The sequence below is a fragment of the Pseudomonas luteola NBRC 103146 genome, from assembly GCF_002091675.1.
Lineage (GTDB): Bacteria > Pseudomonadota > Gammaproteobacteria > Pseudomonadales > Pseudomonadaceae > Chryseomonas > Chryseomonas luteola.
Window position 1 is genome coordinate 1 of sequence record NZ_BDAE01000077.1, and the last position, 1394, is coordinate 1394.

Genomic DNA, 1394 nt, shown 5'->3' on the forward strand with positions numbered 1-1394 from the left:
TTCAGTGCAGCCAGCGCATTAGGCATAAAGCCAGGAGCACCCACTTCACCCAGGCAATGCTTGAAGCCTGCCTTTTTACAGAGGGCTATGCATTCCTTCATCCGATTAACGCCGACTTGAGGGGCGATGTTGTCGTGCCCATAGCCGCCACCGGCATTCTCATCCATGTACAGATGGGTATGGATTTCGATGCGGTTCGCTGGGTCCTTCAGGGTGAATAGCTTTTCGTTCCCCTTAGCCTTAAAGCTTGCCGTTGTTGCCCAATCAAAGGACTCGACAGCAATAGCGCACTCCATATCGATCTTGCGGATAGCATCGATACACAGCTGGGCTTCTTTGACCCACACATCTACAGAGGGGATGCCTACGGGCTCATTGCACAGGTCGATACCGTAGAAGGCGGCATAAGCCTCTGGATCTGACTTGATCAATGCAACGATCTTGGCGTCTACGTCAGCCAGCGCACCATGAGGCACTGCTGCTGTTCCGATCTTCTGGCGGTTGGCCGCTGTGTTAGTTGTGGAATAGCCCACATAGTTGTGAACATCCACCAGGACCTTTAGCCCAACTTTGCCGTGGAGCTTGATGTTATCTAGCAGCTCTTTGCTGTAGCCGGGATCTAACGGCCCAAATAGCTTTCGCTGGATACGCTCCCAGGCAATACCGACACGGGCTTTCTTGGCGCCGTATCCTGCCCAACGCTTGATCTGTGCTGCACTAGCCCAGAAGTAATTAGTACCTGCCTTTCCGGGTAGGACAGTCTCACCACCACCGGCCTGACCGATATTGACGCAGAAGAGACCTTTCGGTGTCAGGTTCGGGTTCACTCCAGCTACGGGAGCAGGATCATTGGCCGGTACGCTTGGAGTCACCGGTGTGGGTGACCCCTCAGACTTTGGGACAGTGAAGATCACCGCCTTACCAGCCACCTTGCTGGGATCTAGCTTGTTACCATCAAAGGTTACGCTGGTCTTGTCGCCAAATACTTCGACGTTCTTGACCTTGCGGGTTGTGCCATCGCCTAACGTTGCAGACTGGCCTATCTTCAGAGCCGAATTACTGGCTACCGAGATACGTGCAGCGTCATCTGCTGCCCATACGCCGTCTTGCCAATCACCACCAGTTACCTGAGCATTAGGCACAAGACTAAGGGTTGTGGTCTCTGCTGGCGTTTCGATAGGCGCTTTAGGAGTCTCTACGGGCTTCTGTGGCGTTTCTACCGGTGTAGCCGGTATGCCTGCATTGATCTTGGCGATTGCAGCCGATAACGGCGCTATAGCCTTCGTGACACTGCTATCGATGAGCGCAGTGAGTTCGTCGTCCGTAAGAACGACTATTTTGGGCATTTCGGCCATGTGACTGGTCTCCTAATTGCCGCGCCGGACAACGTAAAA

The 1394-nt window shown here is 53.8% G+C and carries 1 protein-coding gene; it reads right to left on the reverse strand.

Going from position 1 to position 1394, the window contains the following annotated elements; genetic code table 11:
• A partial coding sequence (locus tag PLU01S_RS25110) for a cellulase family glycosylhydrolase (protein WP_139804012.1) occupies window positions 1-1355 on the reverse strand: 1355 nt, incomplete at its 3' end.
• Window positions 1356-1394: the final 39 nt, after the last annotated feature.